The sequence below is a fragment of the Micromonospora sp. NPDC000089 genome, from assembly GCF_042899365.1.
GTDB lineage: Bacteria > Actinomycetota > Actinomycetes > Mycobacteriales > Micromonosporaceae > Micromonospora.
Map to the genome: position 1 here is coordinate 48,617 of NZ_JBIAZT010000011.1, position 20,349 is coordinate 68,965.

17 protein-coding genes are annotated in these 20,349 nt (G+C 73.4%); 10 read left to right on the top strand and 7 right to left on the bottom strand.

Going from position 1 to position 20,349, the window contains the following annotated elements:
• Window positions 1–109: 109 nt before the first annotated feature.
• Window positions 110–2,116 carry a protein meaA gene (locus tag ACFY3U_RS20465; RefSeq protein WP_387203824.1) on the top strand — a complete coding sequence of 669 codons (2,007 nt, stop codon included), beginning with the start codon at window positions 110–112 and terminating at the stop codon, window positions 2,114–2,116.
• A 114-nt stretch (window positions 2,117–2,230) separates the two neighbouring features.
• On the opposite strand, the gene ACFY3U_RS20470 is transcribed toward ACFY3U_RS20465, so the two are convergent.
• Together ACFY3U_RS20470 and ACFY3U_RS20475 are read right to left on the bottom strand one after the other, a co-directional pair.
• On the bottom strand, window positions 2,231–2,527 hold the full coding sequence (locus tag ACFY3U_RS20470; RefSeq protein ID WP_387203825.1) for a DUF1540 domain-containing protein: 297 nt from the start codon (window positions 2,525–2,527) through the stop codon (window positions 2,231–2,233).
• A gap of 155 nt (window positions 2,528–2,682) precedes the next feature.
• Complete coding sequence (locus ACFY3U_RS20475; protein WP_387203828.1) at window positions 2,683–3,783, bottom strand: polysaccharide deacetylase family protein; 1,101 nt, start codon at window positions 3,781–3,783, stop codon at window positions 2,683–2,685.
• Between the two features lie 820 nt (window positions 3,784–4,603).
• On the opposite strand from ACFY3U_RS20475, the gene ACFY3U_RS20480 reads away from it, so the two are divergent.
• On the top strand, window positions 4,604–5,203 hold the full coding sequence (locus tag ACFY3U_RS20480; RefSeq protein WP_387203831.1) for a hypothetical protein: 600 nt from the start codon (window positions 4,604–4,606) through the stop codon (window positions 5,201–5,203).
• Window positions 5,204–5,291: 88 nt separating this feature from the next.
• Here ACFY3U_RS20480 and ACFY3U_RS20485 read toward each other — a convergent pair whose 3' ends face one another.
• Window positions 5,292–5,909, bottom strand: coding sequence for a DUF4126 domain-containing protein (locus ACFY3U_RS20485; protein ID WP_387203834.1), 618 nt, complete (start codon window positions 5,907–5,909; stop codon window positions 5,292–5,294).
• 71 nt (window positions 5,910–5,980) lie between these two features.
• On the opposite strand from ACFY3U_RS20485, the gene nucS reads away from it, so the two are divergent.
• The gene (gene nucS / locus ACFY3U_RS20490; protein WP_387203837.1) at window positions 5,981–6,640 is read left to right on the top strand and encodes an endonuclease NucS; all 660 of its coding nucleotides are present in this window, start codon (window positions 5,981–5,983) and stop codon (window positions 6,638–6,640) included.
• An 11-nt stretch (window positions 6,641–6,651) separates the two neighbouring features.
• Here nucS and ACFY3U_RS20495 read toward each other — a convergent pair whose 3' ends face one another.
• Window positions 6,652–8,154 carry an aldehyde dehydrogenase family protein gene (locus ACFY3U_RS20495; protein WP_387203839.1) on the bottom strand — a complete coding sequence of 501 codons (1,503 nt, stop codon included), beginning with the start codon at window positions 8,152–8,154 and terminating at the stop codon, window positions 6,652–6,654.
• Window positions 8,155–8,358: 204 nt separating this feature from the next.
• Here ACFY3U_RS20495 and ACFY3U_RS20500 point away from each other — a divergent pair, with 204 nt between their 5' ends.
• From ACFY3U_RS20500 to ACFY3U_RS20530, 7 genes are all read left to right on the top strand, one after another.
• Window positions 8,359–8,847, top strand: a complete 489-nt coding sequence (locus ACFY3U_RS20500) for an FHA domain-containing protein (protein ID WP_387203842.1) — start codon at window positions 8,359–8,361, stop codon at window positions 8,845–8,847.
• Between the two features lie 82 nt (window positions 8,848–8,929).
• Window positions 8,930–9,994 (top strand): alpha/beta fold hydrolase, encoded by a 1,065-nt coding sequence (locus tag ACFY3U_RS20505; RefSeq protein WP_387203844.1) that lies wholly within the window; start codon window positions 8,930–8,932, stop codon window positions 9,992–9,994.
• 124 nt (window positions 9,995–10,118) lie between these two features.
• Complete coding sequence (locus tag ACFY3U_RS20510) at window positions 10,119–11,909, top strand: 3-hydroxyacyl-CoA dehydrogenase family protein (RefSeq protein WP_387203847.1); 1,791 nt, start codon at window positions 10,119–10,121, stop codon at window positions 11,907–11,909.
• Window positions 11,910–11,950: 41 nt separating this feature from the next.
• Window positions 11,951–12,445 carry a SigE family RNA polymerase sigma factor gene (locus ACFY3U_RS20515; RefSeq protein ID WP_387203850.1) on the top strand — a complete coding sequence of 165 codons (495 nt, stop codon included), beginning with the start codon at window positions 11,951–11,953 and terminating at the stop codon, window positions 12,443–12,445.
• Window positions 12,442–13,506, top strand: coding sequence for a hypothetical protein (locus ACFY3U_RS20520; protein WP_387203853.1), 1,065 nt, complete (start codon window positions 12,442–12,444; stop codon window positions 13,504–13,506). Before ACFY3U_RS20515 ends, ACFY3U_RS20520 begins: the two co-directional genes overlap by 4 nt.
• Window positions 13,507–13,620: 114 nt before the next feature.
• Window positions 13,621–13,902, top strand: coding sequence for a hypothetical protein (locus ACFY3U_RS20525; RefSeq protein ID WP_387204230.1), 282 nt, complete (start codon window positions 13,621–13,623; stop codon window positions 13,900–13,902).
• A gap of 66 nt (window positions 13,903–13,968) precedes the next feature.
• Window positions 13,969–14,769 (top strand): alpha/beta hydrolase, encoded by an 801-nt coding sequence (locus tag ACFY3U_RS20530; RefSeq protein ID WP_387203856.1) that lies wholly within the window; start codon window positions 13,969–13,971, stop codon window positions 14,767–14,769.
• Between the two features lie 39 nt (window positions 14,770–14,808).
• Here the strand turns inward: ACFY3U_RS20530 and ACFY3U_RS20535 are convergent, their stop codons facing one another.
• From ACFY3U_RS20535 to ccrA, 3 genes are all read right to left on the bottom strand, one after another.
• On the bottom strand, window positions 14,809–17,001 hold the full coding sequence (locus ACFY3U_RS20535; RefSeq protein ID WP_387203859.1) for a hypothetical protein: 2,193 nt from the start codon (window positions 16,999–17,001) through the stop codon (window positions 14,809–14,811).
• Between the two features lie 180 nt (window positions 17,002–17,181).
• The gene (locus ACFY3U_RS20540; RefSeq protein WP_387203862.1) at window positions 17,182–18,453 is read right to left on the bottom strand and encodes a DivIVA domain-containing protein; all 1,272 of its coding nucleotides are present in this window, start codon (window positions 18,451–18,453) and stop codon (window positions 17,182–17,184) included.
• Window positions 18,454–18,729: 276 nt separating this feature from the next.
• A complete protein-coding gene (ccrA, locus tag ACFY3U_RS20545; protein WP_387204232.1) occupies window positions 18,730–20,085 on the bottom strand; it encodes a crotonyl-CoA carboxylase/reductase in 1,356 nt (451 codons plus the stop codon).
• Between the last annotated feature and the right edge of the window lie 264 nt (window positions 20,086–20,349).

The following is a 20,349-nucleotide window of genomic DNA, read 5'->3' on the forward strand; positions in this document are numbered from 1 at the left end:
CGGGTGGTTGCCGGCCGGAACGCTCGCTCCGGCCGGCCCACCGGTCGACAAATGCAACTGTGTGGTTTTCCACAGCCCCTTTTACTGAACGGTAACTTAGACTCCCGCCATGGACGACGCGACGTCGGGACGGCTGCCGGAGCGGGACCGTCCCTGGGTGATGCGCACGTACGCCGGGCACTCCTCCGCCGCGGCCACCAACGCGCTCTTCCGCCGCAACCTGGGCAAGGGGCAGACCGGGCTGTCGGTCGCCTTCGACCTGCCCACCCAGACCGGGTACGACCCCGACCACGAGCTGGCCTCGGGCGAGGTCGGCCGGGTCGGCGTGCCGGTGGCGCACCTGGGCGACATGCGGGCGCTGTTCGACGGCATCCCGGTCGCCGACGGCAACACCTCGATGACGATCAACGCGCCGGCCATGTGGCTGCTCGCCCTCTACCGCACGGTCGCTCAGGAGCAGGGCGCCGAGCTGGCCCGCTGCGCCGGCACCACGCAGAACGACATCATCAAGGAGTACCTCTCCCGCGGGACGTACATCTTCCCGCCGGCCGCCTCGCTGCGGCTCACCGCGGACGTCATCGCCCACACGCTGGCGGAGATGCCGAGGTGGAACCCGGTCAACATCTGCTCGTACCACCTCCAGGAGGCCGGCGCCACGCCGGTGCAGGAGGTCGGCTTCGCGCTCGCCACCGCCGTCGCCGTGCTCGACGCGGTGCGCGACTCCGGCCAGGTGCCGGCCGACCGGATCGGCGACGTGGTCCAGCGGATCTCGTTCTTCGTCAACTCCGGGGTGCGGTTCGTCGAGGAGATCGCCAAGATGCGCGCCTTCGGCACGCTCTGGGACGAGATCACCCGCGACCGCTACGGGGTGGCCGACGCCAAGCAGCGTCGATTCCGGTACGGCGTCCAGGTCAACTCGCTGGGCCTGACCGAGGCGCAGCCGGAGAACAACATCCAGCGCATCGTGCTGGAGATGCTCGGCGTGACGTTCTCCCGGGACGCCCGGGCCCGCGCGGTGCAGCTGCCCGCCTGGAACGAGGCGCTCGGCCTGCCCCGCCCCTGGGACCAGCAGTGGTCGCTGCGCATGCAGCAGGTCCTGGCGTACGAGTCGGACCTGCTCGAATACCCGGACCTGTTCGACGGCTCGCACGTGATGACCGCGCTGGTGGACGGGATCGTCACCGGTGCCCGGGTCGAGCTGGACAAGGTGCTGGAGATGGGTGGCGTGGTGGCCGCCGTGGAGACCGGCTACCTCAAGAGCGCGCTGGTCGCCTCGCTGGCCGACCGCCGCCGGCGGATGGAGTCCGGCGCGGACGTGGTGGTCGGCGTCAACCGGTTCACCGAGACCGAGCCGTCCCCGCTGACCGTGGCCGGTGCCGAGGCGGTCGAGCAGGTCGACCCCGCGGTCGAGGCGGCCGCCGTGGCCGCCGTACGCGAGTGGCGGGCCGGTCGGGACGCGGGCGCGGTGGACGCGGCCCTGGCCCGGCTGCGCGCGGACGCCGCGACCACGGCGAACCTGATGCCGGCGACGCTGGAGTGCGTGCGGGCCGGGGTGACCACCGGCGAGTGGGCCGGCGCGCTGCGCCAGGTCTTCGGCGAGTACCGGGCGCCCACCGGTCTGACCGGCGCGGCCGGGGTCGGCGGGGACGCGGGGCTGGTGGCGGTCCGCGAGCGGGTCGCGGCGACCGCGAAGGAGCTGGGCAGCGGCCGGCTGCGGCTGCTGGTCGGCAAGCCCGGCCTGGACGGCCACTCCAACGGCGCCGAGCAGATCGCGGTACGCGCGCGGGACGCCGGCTTCGAGGTGGTCTACCAGGGCATCCGGCTGACCGCTGGGCAGATCGTCGCGGCCGCCGTGGAGGAGGACGTCGACCTGGTCGGCCTCTCGGTGCTCTCCGGCTCGCACCTGGCGGCGGTGCCGGCGGTGCTGGACGGGCTGCGCGCCGCCGGGCGCGGCGACCTGCCGGTGGTGGTCGGCGGCATCATTCCGCCCGGCGACGGCGAGGCGCTGCGCGCCGCCGGGGTGGCCCGGGTGTTCACCCCGAAGGACTTCGCGCTGACCGGCATCATCGGCGAGCTGGTCACCGTGATCCGGCAGGCCAACGGCCTGCCGGCCTGACCGTCCGGCCCGCGCGACAACGGCGTCGCCGCGGGCCGGCGCCGGCCGTGCTGCCTGCCCGGCTGTTCGCGCCGACAGCTGTTCGCGCCGCGGTCTGTCCGCGCGCGGCCGGGGTCAGCGGCTCTGGTACGTCATGCAGTCGGCCATGTCGTTGTCCGGCCCGACGGTGATGGCCGGGGCGTGGCACTCCAGCTCCGAGTTGTGCCGGCAGTCCGAGCGGCTGCACGCGCCCACCTGGGCGATCAGCTGCTCGATGCCGCCGCGCACCGGCATCTCCACGAAGGTGTGGCAGTGCGCGTGGTCGCTGCTGCCGATGGTGATCGCGAAGGCGTGGCAGTCGTTCGCCTGGTTGTAGGCGCAGGACGCGACCGTGCACTCCTGCACCCTGGGCATCTCGGTGGCTGCGGTCATGACGACCTCCCTCTCGGCTCCTGCCCCGATGCTATGTGGATTGTCACGGTTTGCGGCCTACTTCCGCCGCTCGTCACCCACCCGTCCGACGACCGCGCCGTCGGACGATGCGCCCGTCGGTTCCGGTACGCGGCGCCGTCGGTCGGCGTCAGCGGTCAGCCGCCGAGCACCTCGGAGAGCGGGGCCGGGGTGAGGCCCCGCGCCGCCAGGCCGGCCAGAATGTGTGGCAGCGCCTCGTCGGTCATCGGCGCGTTCGCCTCGGTGACGTGCAGGATGATCACCGAGCCGGGGCGCGCCCCGCTCAGCACCGCCCGCACCAGCGGCTGCCACCGGGTCGCGAACGGGTCCCCGCTGACCACGTCGCCGTCCACCACGGTCACCCCCAGCGGAGCCAGCTCGGTCAGCGCCGTCCGGTCGTGACAGAGGCCGGGGAAGCGGAAGTACCGGGTCTGCCGCCCGCCGTACGGGCCGATCACGTCGAAGGTCCGCGCCACGTTCTCGGTCATCCGCCCGGGCGGGATCGCCGGCAGGTGGTAGCAGTGCGGGGTGAACGCCGCATGGTCGTAGGTGTGGTTCGCCAGCTCGAAGCGGGGGTTGGCGGCCAGCCGTCGGGTCAGCTCCGGGTACTGCTCCACCCACATGCCGGTGAGAAAGAAGGTGGCCGGCACCCGCTCGCGTTCCAGCAGGTCGATCACCTTGGTGTTCGCGTACGACGGCGGGTGCGGGCCGCGCAGTTGGCGCCGCATCGCCTCGGTCATGTCGGCGTCGAAGGTCAGCGCCACCTTCGCCCCGGTACGCGGACCGTGCTGCACCACCGGGGGCAGCGTGCCCGGCCGGGTGGCGCCCGGCACCGCCCCGACGCCCGGTGCCCCAACGCCCGGTGCCCCAACGCCCGGTGCCCCAACGCCCGGTGCCCCGGCGCCCGGCGTGCCGGAGTCGGCGGTTGTGCTGGGCGTGCCCGTGCCACCGTCGGTCGCGGTGGCGGGTGTGCTCGGGTTGCTGGTGTCGGTGCCGGTCGGTGTGTCCGGGCCGGGCGTCCCGGTGCCGGTCGGTGCGTAGGGGCCGGGCGTCGCGGTGCCGGCCGGCGTGTCCTGGCCCCTCGTCGTGGAGCCCGCGCCGGACGCTGTTCCGCCGCCCGCCGCGGCCGGGGGAGCGACCAGCCGGCGTAGCGATGCCGGACCGACGAGGACCGCGACGGCCGCCAGCACGGCGACCACCATGCCGGCGAGAAGAAGGCGGAGGTTGTTGGCGCGCACCGCCCGATGATCTCAGCGAGCGGTCACCGGCCGCGGCCCCCGAACGGCCGTTCCTGACTGTCCCGCCGTGCCGCCGTGCAGCCGTGCCGCCGTGCCGTGCGTGCCGTCGTGCCGTGCGTGGCGTCGTGCCGTGCGTGCCGTCGTGCCGCGGCTCTGCGGTGCCACCGAAGGATGTGGATCATTCCGGTTCGCGCAGAGCCTCGGGCCGCCGGCTGGTTTCCTCGGCCGGTGCTTTAACGGGTGCATCTGTTGTCGCCATAACAGCAACAGATGCACCCGATGTGCCAATCACACCGGCTGACCCCTCTGATCGGAAACGTCGGGGAGGTAGGTTGGTGGTTGATTGTCCGTTTCCAGGTCGGTGACGCCGGCTTGGCGTTGGTCAGCGGGCCACCGGCCACCGGGCGGACGGCTGCGGGCCGTCGGTCTGGGTGGCGGTGTCCGGTGGTGTCCCGTGACGGGTGGCACTCTGGCGGTGGAATGGTGGGCCGGCCGGGGTCGTTACATCACCTGGATGACCGCAGCAGCGCCCCGCCCGGCCTGGCCGGTGGGTGGCGGGCCCCCGGGAATGATGGTGGGCCGGCGGTCGTTACACCTGGTCCGGCGCCGCGACCCCCCGCGTTCGGGCAGCCGCCGAACCCCTGTTCAAAGACTTTCCCCGTGCGTGCGCCGCCCGCTGTGGCTGCCCGATACGTGCGCCGCTTGTAGTGGCTGCTGACCCGCACGGTGTCCCCCTGATTGAGAGCGCCCCGTCGTGGTGCTTGCGTCCGTGCCCGGCCCCCGCCGGGTGTGGGCGCCAACCCCCGAGGAGCTGATCTTCATGGCTACCACCATGCTGCGGAAGAGTGTTCTGGGTATCGCTGGTCTTGCTTTCGCCGGTGGCGTGTTCGCCGGTCCGGCCATGCACGCCGACGCCGCCCCCGCGTCGCACGCCAAGCCGGTCGCCGTGGCGGTGCAGGCCGACAAGCCGGGTGTGGACAAGGGCAAGCTGATCCCGCACGGTGTGCAGGGTGCGCAGTCCCGCATCACCCTGAACGACGAGCAGACCAAGAACGTGAAGGCGATCATCGCCGGCACGAAGAAGTCGGGTCTGGACGAGCGGGCCGCGGTGATCTCGATCGCCACCAGCCTGCAGGAGTCGAAGCTGGAGAACCTGGGTCATCTGGGTGACCGCAACGACCACGACTCGCTGGGCCTGTTCCAGCAGCGCCCGTCCAGTGGTTGGGGCACCCCGGAGCAGATCACCGACCCGGTCTACTCCACGATGGCGTTCCAGAAGGGCCTGAAGCAGGTCGACGGGTGGCAGGACATGCCGCTGACCGAGGCCGCGCAGACGGTGCAGGTGTCGGCGTACCCGGACGCCTACGCCCAGTGGGAGCAGCAGGCCGCCGACCTCGTGGCCCAGCACTGGAACAGCTGACCCCGATAAGAGCTGCCGCTGGCCGGCACCCCCAACCCGGGGTGCCGGCCAGCGGCATGAGCACCGGTCGATGGCGTACCCGATGGGGTCAGACGCGGAAGCCCGCGGCCCGGGCGGCCTGACGTTCCCGGCGTCGGTCGGAACGCCGGCGTAGGAACCAGAAGAGGAAGACCACCAGGCCGACCAGGAAGGCCAGCACCAGCACCGGCAGGATGATCGCGGCCAGCGACATCACCACGCTGGTGGCGTCCTCGGCGGTGCTCGCCACCGGGGCGCCGAAGCCGGCGGTGGTGGCGTTGACGACCGGCCGGGCGGCCGACTTGAGCAGGTGCACGCCGAAGGCGATGACCACGCCGGTGACCACCGGCACCCACTGGTGGGACGAGAAGAAGTTCCCCGGGTCGCTGACGGTCACCGTCTCCGAGCCCGACCCGGCGCCGAAGGCGAGGCCGCCGGCGGTCGGCCGGACGACGGTCTGCACGATGTCGTTGACGTGGTCGACGACCGGCACCTTGTCGGCGACGACCTCGACGGCGAGCAGCACGGCCAGGATCAGGATGACCCAGCCGTTGCCCAGCCACTGCCAGCCGCTGGGCAGGTCGATCAGGCCGGTGTAGCGGGCGAGTAGGCCCATGGTGAGCAGGGGTATGTAGGCGTTGAGACCCGCCGAGGCGGCGAGCCCGGTGCCGGTGAGGACTTCGAACACGATCTCAGCATCGCACCGGCGCGCCAGTGCCGCTCGTCGGCGACGACCCGGTCCTCGGCTACCCTCGTCGGGTGCGTCTGGTGATCGCGAAGTGCTCGGTGGACTACGTCGGACGGCTCTCGGCTCACCTGCCGCCGGCCACCCGGCTGCTCATGGTGAAGGCGGACGGCTCGGTGTCGATCCACGCCGACGACCGGGCGTACAAGCCGCTGAACTGGATGAGCCCGCCCTGCCGGCTCGAGGAGGCACCCGGCGTCTGGCGGGTGGTCAACAAGGCGGGCGAGGAGCTGCGGATCACCCTGGAGGAGATCTTCCAGGACACCTCGTACGAGCTGGGGCTCGATCCGGGGCTACGCAAGGACGGCGTCGAGGCCCACCTGCAGGAGTTGCTGGCCGCCAACCCGACCGCGCTGGGTGACGGCTTCACCCTGGTCCGCCGGGAGTACATGACCGCGATCGGGCCGGTCGACCTGCTCTGCCGGGACGCCAACTCCGGCTCGGTGGCGGTCGAGGTGAAGCGGCGCGGCGACATCGACGGGGTGGAGCAGCTCACCCGCTACCTGGAGCTGATGAACCGCGACCCGCTGCTCGCCCCGGTCAGCGGCGTGTTCGTCGCGCAGGAGATCAAGCCGCAGGCCCGGGTGCTCGCCACCGACCGCGGCATCCGTTGCGTGGTGGTCGACTACGACAAGCTGCGCGGCATCGAACGCGACGAGCTCACCCTCTTCTGATCGCGGACGGGTCAGCGGCCCCGGCCGTACATCACCTTGGCCGCCTTGACCAGGCGGGCCACGTCGCCCGGGGTGCGCTCGAACGTCATCGACGGCAGCAGCGAGCGGGCCCGCCGGCGGGTGATCGACTTGGCCCGGCCGAACTCGCGGAGCCCGTCCTCGCCGTGGATCCGGCCGAAGCCCGAGTCGCCGACCCCGCCGAACGGCAGCGTGGACATGCCGGCGAAGGTCAGCGCCGAGTTCACCGAGGCCATCCCGGAGCGCAGCCGCCGGGCGATCGCCACCGCGTCGCGCCGGCCGAAGACCGAACCCCCCAGGCCGTACGACAGGGCGTTGGCCCGGCGTACGGCCTCGTCGGCGTCGCGTACCCGGTTGACGGTCAGGGTCGGGCCGAAGGTCTCCTCGCGGACCGCGGCGGACGACTCGGGCACGTCCACCAGCACGGTCGGGTGCACGTACGGCGCCCGTACCGCCTCGCGGCCGCCGAGCACCGCCCGGCCGCCGGCGTCGAGCGCGTCGTCGATGTGCCGGCGGATCACGTCGAGCTGGCTGGGCATGGTGATCGGGCCGACGTCCGCGCCCTCGGCGCCCACGCTCAGCCGCTCGGCGCGGGCCACCACCTTGCCGACGAACGCGTCGAAGACCTGGTCGACGGCGTAGACCCGCTCGATGCCGATGCAGGTCTGGCCGGCGTTGGTCATCGCGCCCCAGACGCACGCCTCGGCGGCCGCGTCCAGGTCGGCGTCCGCGTCGACGATCATCGCGTCCTTGCCGCCGGCCTCCAGCAGCACCGGGGTCAGCGACTCGGCGCAGGCCGCCATCACCTTCTTGGCGGTGGCGGTCGAGCCGGTGAAGGCGACCTTGTCCACCCCGGAGCGGCACAGCGCCGCGCCGATGTCACCCAGGCCGTGCACGGCGGTGAGCACCGGCTGCTCGGGCACCACCTCGGCGAAGGCGTCGACCAGCCACTGCCCGACGGCGGGGGTGTACTCGCTGGGCTTGAGCACCACGGCGTTGCCGGCGGCCAGCGCGTACGCGGTGGAGCCGATCGGGGTGAAGACCGGGTAGTTCCACGGGCCGATCACGCCGATCACCCCGTACGGCTGGTATTCCAGGTGGCCGGAGAACTCGGCGAGGATCAGTCGGGACCGGACCCGGCGCGGGCCCAGGACCCGCCGGGCGTTCCGCGCCGCCCAGTCGATGTGCTCGACCGCGGTGAGCACCTCGACGATCGCGTCGGCGACCGGCTTGCCGCCCTCGACGTGCACCAGCTCGGCCAGCTCCTCGATCCGCCGGGCCAGCAGACCGCGCCAGCGCAGCAGCCGCTCCCGCCGCCCGGTGAAGCCGAGCCCGGCCCACCACAGGCCGGCGGCCCGGGCCCGCTCGACCGCGTGGGCGACGTCCTGCTCGGTGGCGACCGGGAGGCGGCCCGCCTCGGCGCCGGTGGCCGGGCTGGTCGAGACCAGCAGACCGTCCTCGATCAGCGGTGTGCCGGGGACATGGACAGCCGTCATGGCGGAAGTCTAGACCCGGGGATTACCCACCGGTAGGGCGGAAGGCGGCGGCCGTCCGGCGGCCCGCCGTCGCCGGCCGGCGCGGCCGGGACCCCGTCCAGGTTGCCGGGAGCTGTACGGCCGGGGTCGCCAAGATGGCTTCCCGGGTGGTGAGGTGGTGACCGCGAGCTGGCAGGCTTGCCCGGGGCGACGGGAGCACATGCCATGGAGGATCATCCGGAACTGCGGCCACTCGTGCGGGTGGCCGGCGGGCCGATGCGCGGCGCCATCTTCCGGTTGGGGGAGCTGCCGCTGGTGGTCGGCCGGGCGCCGACGGTGGACATCGCCGTGGCGGACCCGCACCTGAGCCGGCGGCACGCCGAGGTGCGGCTCACCGAGCACGGCGCCGAGCTGGTCGACCTGGAGTCCACCAACGGCACCTGGTTGAACGACACGCGGATCACCGGCGCCGTGCCGCTCGCCGACGGCGACGTCATCCGGCTCGGCCGCACCGAGCTGCGGTACTCCGACCCCGGGCTGGCCACCACCGACCCGGTCGGGCTGCGGTTCGCCGATGCCGGCCGCCGCAACCACCGGCCCACCCTGCCGCTGCCGCTGGGCCCGCCCGCCGCCGCGCCGCACGAGGCCGGGCAGACCGACGCCTGGACGCCGGACGCCCTGCCGTCCCGCACCGGCGTGGAGGGCGGCGCCTGAGCGCCGCGTCCACCGCGCGGCGACGGATAAATGGGGTGCCGAGCCATGGACCGGGCCGGCCCGGCGTGGCAGCATGCCGCGGATGGAGACCGAGCGGCGCACCGTGACGGCGAACGGCATCACCCAGGGGGTACGGGTGGCCGGCCCGCCGGACGGCGTGCCGGTGCTGCTGGTGCACGGCAACGGCTCGTCCGGGTCGTTCTGGGAGCCGTTGGTCCGCCGGCTGCCGGCCACGCTGCGGGTGGTCGCGCCCGACCTGCGGGGGTACGGCGACACCCGGACCGCCCCGGTCGACGCCACCCGGGGCCTGGCCGACCTCGCCGAGGACGTGGCCGCCCTGCTGGACGTGCCGGAGCTGTTCGCCCCCGGCGCCCGCCCGGTGCTGGTCGGGCACTCGCTCGGCGGCGGAGTGGCGATGCGGCTGCTGCTGGCCCAGCCGGAGCGGTGGACCGCGCTGCTGCTGGAGGCGCCGGTCTCCCCGTACGGCTTCGGTGGCACCCGGGATCTCGACGGCACCCCCACCACGGCCGACTTCGCCGGCACCGGCGCCGGTACCGCGAACCCGGACTTCGTCGCAAGGCTGGCGGCCGGTGACCGAGGCGAGGACGCGCCGACCAGCCCCCGGTCGGTGCTGCGCGCCTGCTACGTCGCCGACCCGGCCGCCCTGGCCGAGGACGAAGAGCTGCTGCTGGACGGCCTGCTCTCCACCGCCACCGGGGACGACAACTACCCGGGCACGTCGGTCCCCTCGCCCAACTGGCCGGGCATGGCGCCGGGGGAGCGGGGCGTGCTCAACGCCCTCGCCCCGGCCTGGTTCCGGGTCGCCGACGAGCTGGTCGCCGTCGCGGTCAAGCCGCCGATCACCTGGGTACGCGGCGCCGCCGACGTGATCGTCTCGGACACCTCGCTGTTCGACCTGGCGTACCTGGGGTCGTTGGGGATGGCGCCGGGATGGCCGGGCGAGGCGGGCTGCCCGCCGCAGCCGATGGTCGGGCAGACCCGGGCGGTGCTGGAGCGGTACGCCGCGGCCGGCGGGACGTACCGGGAGGTGGTGCTGCCCGGCTGCGGGCACAGCCCGCACCTGGAACGGCCGGTGGAGTTCGTGGCCGAGCTGCTGGCGTTGACCGAGCCCCCGGCGGCGACGTGAGCCGGGGTGCGTGAAATATCCCACGGCGTCTCGACAACACAGCGTCAAGTGGCAGACTCCGGCGCATAACCTTAGCGGCCGTTCATGTCGCGGTGGTGCGGAGTCGAGGCAGGGGAGGCCGGTCGTGGGGCGGGAGTTCACCAGCGTAGGTGTGGTGGGTCTGGGCACCATGGGTGCCGGCATCGTCGAGGTGTTCGCCCGCAACGGCATCGACGTGGTCGCGGTGGAGATCTCCGCGGCCGCCCTGGAGCGCGGCCGGGCCAATCTCACCGGCTCCACCGACCGTGCGGTGGCCAAGGGCAAGCTCGCCGAGGCCGACCGGGACGCCCTGCACTCCCGGGTCGACTTCCAGGTCGGGCTGGGCGCCCTGCACGCGGTGGACCTGGTGATCGAGGCCGTCCCCGAGCACCTCGACCTGAAGCAGCGGATCTTCGCCGAGCTGGACCGGGTCTGCAAGCCCGAGGCGATCCTGGCCACCAACACCTCGTCGCTGAGCGTCACCGAGATCTCGGTGGCCACCGGCCGGCCCCACCAGGTCATCGGCATCCACTTCTTCAACCCGGCGCCGGTGATGAAGCTGGTCGAGGTGGTCCGCACGGTGGTCACCGCCGCCGACGTGGTGGCCGACGTGGAGGCGCTCTGCGCCCGCCTCGGCAAGGTCGACGTCACGATCAGCGACCGGGCCGGCTTCATCGCCAACGCCCTGCTCTTCGGCTACCTGAACCACGCGGTGGGCCTGTTCGAGAGCCGGTACGCCACCCGCGAGGACATCGACGCCGCGATGAAGCTCGGCTGCGGCCTGCCGATGGGCCCGCTCGCGCTGATGGACCTGATCGGCCTGGACACCGCGTACGAGATCCTGGACACCATGTACCGGCGCGGCGGGCGGGACCGCCGGCACGCCCCGGTGCCGCTGATCAAGCAGATGGTCACCGCGGGGCTGCTCGGCCGCAAGTCCGGCCGCGGCTTCTACACCTACGAGAAGCCGGGTTCGCCGAAGGTCGTACGGGACGACCAGACCCCGGCCGTGCCGGAGTCGGCGCTCGCCGACGGCGCGCGGGCGATCGCCAAGGTGGGCATCGTCGGTTCCGGCACGATGGCCACCGGGATCATCGAGGTCTTCGCCAAGGCCGGGTACGAGGTGGTCTCGGTGACCCGGGGCGCGGAGAAGTCCGCGAAGGTCTTCGAGGCGGTCCAGACCTCGCTCAACAAGGGCGTGGTGCGGGGCAAGCTGAGCGAGGCCGACCGGGACGCGGCGCTCGGCCGGATCAACTGGTCCGCCACCCTGGAGCACCTGGCCGACGTCGACCTGGTGGTCGAGGCCGTGGTCGAGGAGCTGAGCGTCAAGAAGGCGCTCTTCGCCAGCCTGGACGAGATCTGCAAGCCGGGCGTGGTGCTGGCCACCACCACCTCGTCGCTACCGGTGATCGACGTGGCGATGGCCACCCAGCGGCCCGCCGACGTGGTCGGCCTGCACTTCTTCAACCCCGCCCCGGTGATGCCGCTGGTCGAGATCGTGCGGACCATCCGCACCTCGGCGGAGACCGCGAGCACCGCCCGGGCGGTCTGCGCCACGCTCGGCAAGACCGGCGTGGTCTGCGGGGACCGCTCCGGCTTCATCGTCAACGCGCTGCTCTTCCCGTACCTGAACGACGCGGTGAAGATGCTGGAGGCCAGCTACTCCACGGCCGACGACATCGACCACGCGATGAAGCTGGGCTGCGGCTACCCGATGGGCCCGTTCGAGCTGCTCGACGTGGTCGGCTTGGACGTCTCGCTGGCCATCCAGCGGGAGCTCTACCTGGAGCTGCGCGAGCCGGGCTTCGCCCCCGCGCCGCTGCTGGAGCACCTGGTCACCGCCGGTTACCTGGGCCGCAAGAGCGGCCGCGGCTTCCGGGACCACACCCGCCGCTGAGCGGTGTCAACGTCCGCCGCCGGTGACGGCGTCTGACGGGTGTGACCTTCGAGGAGTACGTCAGCAGTCGCGGGCCGGCGCTCGTCCGACTGGCCCGGCTGCTGACCGGTGACCCGCACCGTGCCGAGGACCTCGTTCAGGACGTGCTGGCCCGCGCGTACCTGCACTGGCGGAAGATCGACCGCGCCGACCGGCCCGACGTGTACGTGCGCCGGATGCTGGTCAACGCGAACGCGTCCTGGTGGCGGCGCCGGTCCAGCCGGGAGCTGACCACCGCGACCTTCGAGGATCGGGCCCTGCGGGGCCACCTCGACGACGAGACGGTGGAGCGGGACGAGCTGTGGCGGCTCATTCTCGGCCTGCCCGACCGGCAGCGCGCGGTGCTGGTGCTGCGCTACTACGAGGACCTCGACGACGCGACCATCGGCCAGATCCTGGACTGCTCCCCGGTCACCGTCCGCACCCACGCGATGCGGGCGCTCAGCCATCTCCGGGAGCGCTACGGCGTCCCGACGACGAACGGGAGCCGGTCGTGACCGACCTGGACCAGCGGATCAGCGACATTCTGCGGCAGCGGGCGGAGGGCGCGGTGGACACCGACCGGTTGGTGGCGCGGGCCGCGGCCGGGGGGCGGGCCCGACGTCGGCGGCGGCTGGCCGTGGCCGGTGGCGGCCTCGCCCTGCTGGCGGTGCTCGGCGGCGGACTGGCCGCCGGGCCGGGCCTGCCGGTGGCGGACCGGCTGTGGACCGGGGGCAGGCCGGCGGCCCCCGCCGGGCCGGCGCCGGTCCCGCCGCTGTTCCGGTCCGCTGCTGGAGCCGCCGCCGCGCCCGCGGTGGTCGGCACCGACCCGCAGGTGCTGCACTTCGGGGTGGACCCCGGCAAGGCCCGCTACCTCGCCTGGCAGGTGGTGAACGAGGTGGAGAGCGCCCAGCTGGAGGTCGGCGGCCGGTCGGTCGGCGTGGAGCTGGCCCGCTCGTCGAAGGCGCTGAGCGTGTACAGCCTCGACGGAGCGCCGTCGACGGTCCCGCGCCTCGCCGTCGAGGCGGCCTTCGACGGCCGGACCATCCGGGTGGCCGGTGACGGCGGTGACCCGTTCTGGGTCCGGCTCTGGCGTCCAGCCCCGGGCCTGTACGCCCGGGCCACGGTGCGGCAGGCCACCGGCGCCGGGCTGACCGAGGCGGCCGGCGCGCTCCGGCTGACCGAGGCCCGGCGCTGCGGCGGCCCGCTCCAGCTGTCGTCGATGCCGGCCGGTGCCCGCCTGCACGCCTGCTCGGTCGACGTGACCAGGTACCCGAGCCTGCTGACCGCCCGGTTGGCCATCATCGGTCCGGCCGCGGAGCGGATGGAGGTCTCCTACCAGTACGCGGTCGGCGTGATCTCCCCGCCGACCCGGGGAGACACCACGATCAACGGCCGGCCGGCGATCAGGTACTCCCAGGGTGAACTGAAGCGGCTGGAGCTGCTGGGCTTCCCGAAGGTGCACGTCACGGCGGAGTACGGCTGGCCGACCCCGGGCTTCGACGAACTCGACGCGGCGAGCGTGCTGGCCGGCGCGCGGGTGGCGGCCGACCCGACGAACCCGGAGACCTGGGGCTGACGGGGTCGCTGCGCGGGGGATCGGCCCGTCCCGGGCCGGTCCCTCCGGCGGCCCGTACGCTTGGTGATCGTGAGCCCCCGTCGCAACCGCCCGCGCCGAGACGAGAGCGCCGAGATGGACTCGGCCCGGGTCCGGCAGGGCGTCGAGTCGGTCCAGCAGTGGCGCGACGGCGAGTGGCAGGTGCGCGGGATCAGCGGCGGCGCGTCGGTCAAGACGTACCGCTGCCCCGGCTGCGACCAGGAGATCCGGCCCGGCGTGCCGCACCTGGTGGCCTGGCCGGCGGACGGCTCGGGCGACCTGACCGACCGCCGGCACTGGCACAACGGTTGCTGGCGGGCGCGGGACCGGCGCGGTCCGAACCTGCTGCGCGGCCGGGGCGCCCCCCGGTACGGCTGAGCGACCTGGATCACCCTGTTTCCGCCCCGGCGGGCGACGCGGGCGTCGAGGCGCGAGACTTGACCGGTGAGCACACCGATCCGCGCGTCGTCGATCCTGCCCGGCCACCGGGAGGAGATCGAGCTACACACCGCCGACGGCCTGCGGCTGGTCGGTGAGCTGGCCCGGCCGGTCGACCGGGAGCCGGTGGCCACGCTGGTCTGCCTGCACCCGCTGCCCACGCACGGCGGGATGATGGACAGCCACGTGTTCCGCAAGGCCGCCTGGCGGCTGCCGGCGCTGGCCGACCTGGCGGTGCTGCGGTTCAACACCCGGGGCACCAGCAGCGTGCGCGGCACCAGCGAGGGCGCCTTCGACAACGCGGTGGGGGAGCGCTTCGACGTCGCCGCCGCGATCGAGTACGCGGAGTTCCACGAGCTGCCGAACGTGTGGCTGGTCGGCTGGTCGTTCGGCACCGACCTGACCCTGAAGTACGGCTGTGACCCGGCGGTGGCCGGGGCGATCCTGCTCTCCCCGCCGCTGCGCTTCTCCGAGCCGGCCGATTTGGCGGTCTGGGCCGAGGCGGGCAAGCCGCTCACCGCGCTGGTCCCCGAGTTCGACGACTACCTGCGGCCGGACGAGGCCCGGGAGCGCTTCGCGGCGGTGCCGCAGGCCGAGGTGGTCGGGGTGCCCGGCGCCAAGCACCTGTGGGTGGGCGACGCGGAGACCGTGCTCGACGAGATCGTCCGGCGGGTCAACCCGGCGGTGCCGGTGCCGCTGCCGACCAGCTGGGACGGCCCGATGGAGACCGGCGACGCCAGCGCGTACGCCGACCGCACGGTGGCCTCGTTCGCCGACACCCCGGTCCCCGGCCCGCTGCGCGACTGAGCGCCTCGGCGGGCGGGATCAGCCGCGGGCGGCCCGCGGTCACTCCGATTCCAGTGAGACGGTGCTCGGCTTGGCGGCGCGTTCGTCCGTGGTCGGCTTGCTCGGACGCTTGCCGTTCTCGCCGGTGCTGGTGATCTTCGTCGGGGTGGCCTCCCGGCCGCCGGTGCCGGGCACCGCCGCGACCGTCGGCTCCCCGTCGACGCCGGCGCTGGCGGCGCCACCGTCCACCGTGGTCATCGGCTCGGCCACCGGACGTGACCGGGTGCCGCTTCCGTTGACCGAGGCCGGCTCGGCGTCCGCCGGGTCGGCGGCCCCGCCGGGGACGGCCTTCGCGGCGGCGGCCACCGGGGCGGGCTTCGCGCCGTCCGGCATCGGCTTCGCGCCGTCGGCCGCCGGCTTCACGCCGTCAAGCAACGGCTTGGCCTGGTCCGTGGCAGGCCGCACGCCATCCATGGCGGGCCGCGCGCCGTCCATGGCAGGCCGCGCGCCGTCCGGTGCCGGCTTCGCGCCGTCGGTCGGGGCGGCCCCGTCGAGCGAGGGCACGGCGGCCGTGCCGGTGATCCGCCGCAGCTGCAGCTCGGTGACCTGCCGCTGCACCTCGTCATGCTCCTGACGGGCCTGCCAGGTCTCCTGCCGCAGGTCGGCCAGCTGCTGCTGGGCCAGCGCGATCTCCAGCATCACCTCGGCCAGCTGCTGCCGGCCGGACGCGGCCTCCTGCTGGGTCGCCGCGAGGTGCTGCTGGGTGGTCGCCAGGTGCTGCTGCGTGGTGGCCGCGTACTCCTCGAACTGGCGGCGGGAGGCCGCGACGTGCTCGTCGGCCTTGCGCCGCCGCTCCACCGCGTCGGTCTCGGCCCGCTGCAGCAGCTCGGCGGCCTCCTCCTCGGCCTGGCGGCGCCACGTCTGCGCGTCGGTCTCGGCGGCCCGCCGGACCTCCGCCGCGCCGGACTCGATCTCGTCCCGCCGGCCCGCCCAGTCCCGTTCCAGCTCCTCGGCCCGGACGGTGTGCAGGCGCTCCAGCTCGTCGGAGCGGGTCTGGTGCTGCCGGTCCAGCTCGTCGCGGCGCTTGGCGTACTCCTGCTCGGCGGCGGCGTGGCGCTTGGCGAACTCCCGGTCGGCGGCCTCGCGCCGGCCGTTGACCTCCTCCTCCACCCCGGCCCGCCAGGCGCCCAGCTCCTGCTGGGTCTGCGCCCGGGCCTGCTGCACGTACGCCTCGGTCTCGGTGCGCATCCGCTGCACGTACGCCTCGGTGTCCGCCCGGCTGCGCTTGGCCGCCTCGGCGGCCTCGGTGGTCAGCCGGTGCGCCTCCTGCCGGGCCCGGCCCCGGGTGCCCTTGGCGGCCTCCTCGGCGTCGTCGGTGATCCGCTTCGCCTCCTGGAGCGCCTTGGCGTGGGTGGCCCGGCCCGCCTCGGCCGCCGACTCGGTGAGCCGCTTGGCCTCCTGCTGGGCCTTGGCGTGCACCTCCTTGGCCGCGTCCCGCAGCTGGGTGGCTTCCTGCTGCGCCTTGGCCAGCGCCTCCTTGGCCGCCTCGCGCAGCTTGGTGGACTCCTGCTGGGCGCGGGCGTGGATCTCCTTGGCGGTGTCCCGCAGCTGGGTGGCCTCGCGCTGGGCCGTGGCCAGCGCCTCCTCGGCGGTGGTCCGCAGCCGGGTGGACTCCTCCTGCGCGGTGGTCCGCAGCCGGGTGGACTCCTGCTTCGCCTCGGTGCGCATCCGGGCGGCGTCGTCCTTGGCGGCCTTGACCGCGGCGTCGGCCTCGGCCTTGCGCGCGGTGGTGTGCCGTTCCTCCTCGGCCCGTCGGGCGGCGAGGGCGATCTCGAAGTCCTTCAGGGCGCGGGCGGCCTGCTCCCGGGCCTCGTCGATGATGTGCTCGGCGGCCGCCCGGCGCGCCTCGATCTCGTCGCTCGCGGCGGCCAGGATCGCGTCGGCCTGCTCCTCGGCCAGGGCGAGGATCTGCTCCACCCGGGGCCCGAGATGCTTGAACGAGGCCCGGTCCACCACGCCGATCTGCTTGCGCACCTGAGCCAGGTCGCGCTGCAGGTGCTCGACCTGGCCGGCCAGCTTGTGGATCTGGGTGTACGCCTGTTCCCGTTCGGCCGTCAGAGCCGAAATCTCGTGCTCGGCGCGAGCGACGTACCGGTCGACCTGTCGTTTCTCGTACCCCCGCAGAGCGGACTCGAAGCTGGGCTCCGTGGTCACGTCCCCGCCGAGAGCGAACAGTTCCTCGCCGTGCGACATGCCCTCATCCTCACACGCATCCGTCCCTGCTGGGGCGATACGGACGCCCCGGTTGGGACGTACTTCACTGGGGTGAACGGGCCCGCGTTCCAGCGGTCGGGAAACGGCTACGGCGCGGGGCGGCACCGGTCACCCGGTGTCACCCCGCGCCGTGGCTGATGCCCCGTCCGAAGCCCTCGGTCAGCTGGCCGTCTCCGCGGTCGCCCGCTTCTCGGCGTCGGCCTTGGCCGGCTCCGCCTTGGCGGCGGCGGCCGGCGCCGACTGCTGCTGGGCCGGGACGCCCGGCACGATCCCGGCGAGGCCGGAGAGCATCTGGCCGAGCTGGGAGGTGACGGCGTCCTTCTGCCGGGTCAGGTCCTCGACCTCGCGGCGGGCCGCCTGGGTGGTCAGCTCCGCCTCGGTGCGGGCCTCGGTGAGCAGCCGCTTCGCCTCGGCCTTGGCCTCGTTGAGGGTCTTCTCCGACAGCGCCTTGGCCCGGTCGACGGTGTCGTTGGCGGTGCGCTCGGACTCGACCCGGCGGGCCTCGGCGCGCTGCTCGATCTCCTTGGCCCGCTCCTGGGCGGCCCGGGCGCGCTGCTCGGCCTCGCCGACCAGCTTCTGGGTCTGCGCGACCTGGGCGGCGTGCCGCTCCGACTCCTCGCGCTCGGCCTTCTCCCGGCGCTCGGCGAGCTGCAGCTCCAGCGCCTGCAGGTCCTTGTCGCGCTTGTCGCGGGCGTCGGTGAGCAGCTTGGTCGCCTCGGCGCGCTTCTCCTCGGCCTCCCGCGCGGCCTTCGCCCGCTGCTGGGTGATCTCCCGCTCGGCGGTGGCGCGCAGGGTCGCGACCTCGCGCTCGACCGTGGACTTCAGCTCGGCCACCTCGTGCGCGGTGACCGTACGCAGCTGCTTGGTCTCCCGGTCCGCGTCGGCGCGCAGGGTGTCGGCCTCCCGGCGGGCCTGCACCCGGACCTCGGCGGCCTCCCGCTCGGCGGCGGTGCGCAGGCTGCCGGCCTCGCGCTCGGCGCTGGCCTTCATCGCGGCGGCCTCGGCGCGCGCCTTGTCGGTGATCTCGCGGGCCTCGAGGCGGGCCGCGGACAGGATGCCCTCGGACTCGCGCTTGGCCTCGTTGCGGTGGTCGTTGGCCTGCTCCTCGGCCAACCGGAGGATCTGCTCGACGCGGGTGCCGAGGCCGGAGAGGGTCGGCCGGCTGTTCTCCTCGAGCTGCTTGTTGGTCTCGGTGAGCTTCTGCTCGAGCGCGGTCTGCCGCTGCTCGGCCTGGCGGAGCCGACGCTGGGCGTCGTTCATCCGCTGCTCGGCCTCGGCGCGGGCCTGCTCGGACTGGGTCAGCGCGGCGGTGACCCGGCCGATGAAGTCATCGACCTGGTGGGTGTTGTATCCGCGCAGGCCAACGGTGAAATCCGGCTGCGAGTTCGCGTTGTCGAAGAACGCGAGAGGGGAGGACTGCTGCTGGGGCATTGGGACATACTCGCAGACTCCCCGGGGGCGTTCGCAAGAGCGGTACCGAGCTTTCGCGTCCTCTTTACATGGTCAACTCGGGCTGCCCGACCGGTGCCGGGGAATGGCGATCTTGGCAGCTCCGGGGCCGGCCGGAGGTCACCCGGGGTGACCGGAAAAAGGGCCGCGGGAATGCTCGCGGCCCTTCGTCCACCATCACTCGAATGGGGGTCGGCGACCGGTGGAAAGGCAATGGTCGCCTCGGCGCAATGGCCGTCCCGGCCTCCCCCGTACGGCTCAGTGGCCGCGGAACCGGTTGATCGCCGTCTCGTGCCGGGACCGCAGCTCGTTGTCGCGGACGCCCAGCCCGTCGGTGGGGGCGAGGCAGCGCACGCCGACCTTGCCCTGGTGGGCGTTGCGGTGCACCTCGTACGCGGCCTGGCCGGTCTGCTCCAGCGGGTAGGTCTTCGACACGGTCGGGTGGATCTGGCCCAGCGCCACCAGCCGGTTGGCCTGCCACGCCTCGTGGTAGTTGGCGAAGTGGCTGCCGACGATCCGCTTGAGGTGCATCCAGAGATAGCGGTTGTCGTACTGGTGCAGGAAGCCGCTGGTGGAGGCGCAGGTGACGATGGTGCCGCCCTTCTTGGCGACGTAGACGCTGGCGCCGAAGGTCTCCCGGCCGGGGTGCTCGAAGACGATGTCCGGGTCCTCGCCGCCGGTCAGCTCGCGGATCCGCTCGCCGAAGCGACGCCACTCGTCCTGGTCCTGGGTCTGCTCGTCGGACCAGAACCGGAAGCCCTCGGCGGAGCGGTCGATGACCAGCTCCGCGCCCATCGCGCGGCACAGCTCGGCCTTCTCCGGCGAGGAGACCACGCAGACCGGGATCGCCCCGCCGTTGAGCGCCATCTGGGTGGCGTACCCGCCGAGGCCGCCGGAGGCGCCCCAGATCAGCACCACGTCGCCCTGCTTCATGTTGGCCCCGTGGTGCGACACCAGCTGCCGGTACGCGGTGGAGTTGACCAGCCCGGGGCTGGCCGCCTCCTCCCAGCTCAGGTGGCGTGGCTTCGGCATCAGCTGGTTGGCCTTGACCACGCACAGCTCGGCCAGGCCGCCGAAGTTGGTCTCGAAGCCCCAGATCCGCTGCTGCGGGTCCAACATGGTGTCGTCGTGCCCCGCCGAGTCCTCCAACTCCACCGACAGGCAGTGCGCGACCACCTCGTCGCCGGCCTTCCACCGGGTCACGCCCGGCCCGGTGCGCAGCACCACGCCGGCCGCGTCCGACCCGACCACGTGGTACGGCAGGTCGTGCCGCCGGGTCAGCTCGGACAGCCGGCCGTAGCGCTGGAGGAACTTGAAGGTGGGCAGCGGCTCGAAGATGCTGGTCCACACGGTGTTGTAGTTGATCGCGCTGGCCATCACGGCGACCAGTGCCTCGCCCGGGGCGAGCTCGGGGGTGGGCACCTCCTGGACGTGCAGCGCCTTGCGCGGGTCCTTGTCCCGGGTGGCCATCCCGTCGAACATCCGGGTGTCCTCGGCGCGGACCACCACGCCCCGGTAGCTCGCCGGCACCGGCAGCCCGGCGAGCCCGGCGAGTTCCCGCTCCGGCTGGCCGGAGCCCTCCGCCGCCATGATCGCTTCGAGGATGTCCTGCACGGTGGCCTCCCGTTCGTCGCGCACCCGCACCGGCCGGGGCCGGGGTGCTGCCATCGTCGGCGCCGGTGCGGCGGGACCGCCATGTCGGTGATCGACACATCCGGCACCGGTCGCCGCTCCTGTGGGGCGGGACGTTACTGAACGGTAGCTAGGGCCGGAAGTCCTCTGTGAAAAACTGCATCGGCCGATGCGTGGAGCTGCCCGTGGGAACGCGGAACCGCGCACCACCGCACGCCGTCCCAACTTCTGGGACGGCGTGCGCGC

Excerpts from the sequence above, each read along its gene's own strand:
- ACFY3U_RS20495 (WP_387203839.1), bottom strand. The coding sequence starts at position 8,154 with ATGACGGCTGTCCATGTCCCCGGCACACCGCTGATCGAGGACGGTCTG.
- ACFY3U_RS20470 (WP_387203825.1), bottom strand. The coding sequence starts at position 2,527 with ATGACCGCAGCCACCGAGATGCCCAGGGTGCAGGAGTGCACGGTCGCG.
- ACFY3U_RS20535 (WP_387203859.1), bottom strand. The coding sequence starts at position 17,001 with ATGTCGCACGGCGAGGAACTGTTCGCTCTCGGCGGGGACGTGACCACG.
- ACFY3U_RS20500 (WP_387203842.1), top strand. The coding sequence starts at position 8,359 with ATGGAGGATCATCCGGAACTGCGGCCACTCGTGCGGGTGGCCGGCGGG.
- ACFY3U_RS20505 (WP_387203844.1), top strand. The coding sequence starts at position 8,930 with ATGGAGACCGAGCGGCGCACCGTGACGGCGAACGGCATCACCCAGGGG.
- ACFY3U_RS20525 (WP_387204230.1), top strand. The coding sequence starts at position 13,621 with ATGGACTCGGCCCGGGTCCGGCAGGGCGTCGAGTCGGTCCAGCAGTGG.
- ACFY3U_RS20480 (WP_387203831.1), top strand. The coding sequence starts at position 4,604 with ATGGCTACCACCATGCTGCGGAAGAGTGTTCTGGGTATCGCTGGTCTT.
- ACFY3U_RS20540 (WP_387203862.1), bottom strand. The coding sequence starts at position 18,453 with ATGCCCCAGCAGCAGTCCTCCCCTCTCGCGTTCTTCGACAACGCGAAC.
- ACFY3U_RS20465 (WP_387203824.1), top strand. The coding sequence starts at position 110 with ATGGACGACGCGACGTCGGGACGGCTGCCGGAGCGGGACCGTCCCTGG.